This window comes from Pseudoalteromonas sp. S3178 (assembly GCF_005886985.1).
Lineage (GTDB): Bacteria > Pseudomonadota > Gammaproteobacteria > Enterobacterales > Alteromonadaceae > Pseudoalteromonas > Pseudoalteromonas carrageenovora.
Genome location: NZ_PNCW01000194.1, coordinates 1 through 384 on the forward strand (window position 1 = coordinate 1; position 384 = coordinate 384).

Sequence of the window (384 nt, forward strand, 5' to 3'; positions counted from 1 at the left end):
AATCAATGAAGTATTGCAATACGAACAAACCTTGTATCGCATTTTAATGGTATTTGATTATTACGTGCTTTGGATAAAAGTGCACGATGACAAAGCCTTTCCTGAGCTTGTTGAAATAACTGAGTTAGAACAGGGTTTTCAAGATGAAGTGCTCAAACGTGCAGCCGACCCATATAGCGACATTGCTACTGTTATTCCAGAAGCTGGTTCTACTGCTCAGTTAAAACGTGATGCGAACTATGCCGCAATCAAGCCATTGGTAGAACTTGAGAACTGCTATGAACCGAAAGCGCGTGGCAAAGTGGTTAATCAAATAGTGGCAGAGACAGGCAAAACCAAACAGTCTATTTATCGTTTTGCCCGCAGATACTGTCAACGTGGCCA

Annotated in this window: 1 protein-coding gene; it reads left to right on the plus strand. The window is 41.9% G+C overall.

All coding sequences use genetic code 11. The features are described from left to right. Position 1: 1 nt before the first annotated feature. Positions 2-384, plus strand: a 383-nt coding sequence (locus CWC11_RS20575) for a transposase (RefSeq protein ID WP_249330786.1), incomplete at its 3' end; no start/stop codon positions are given.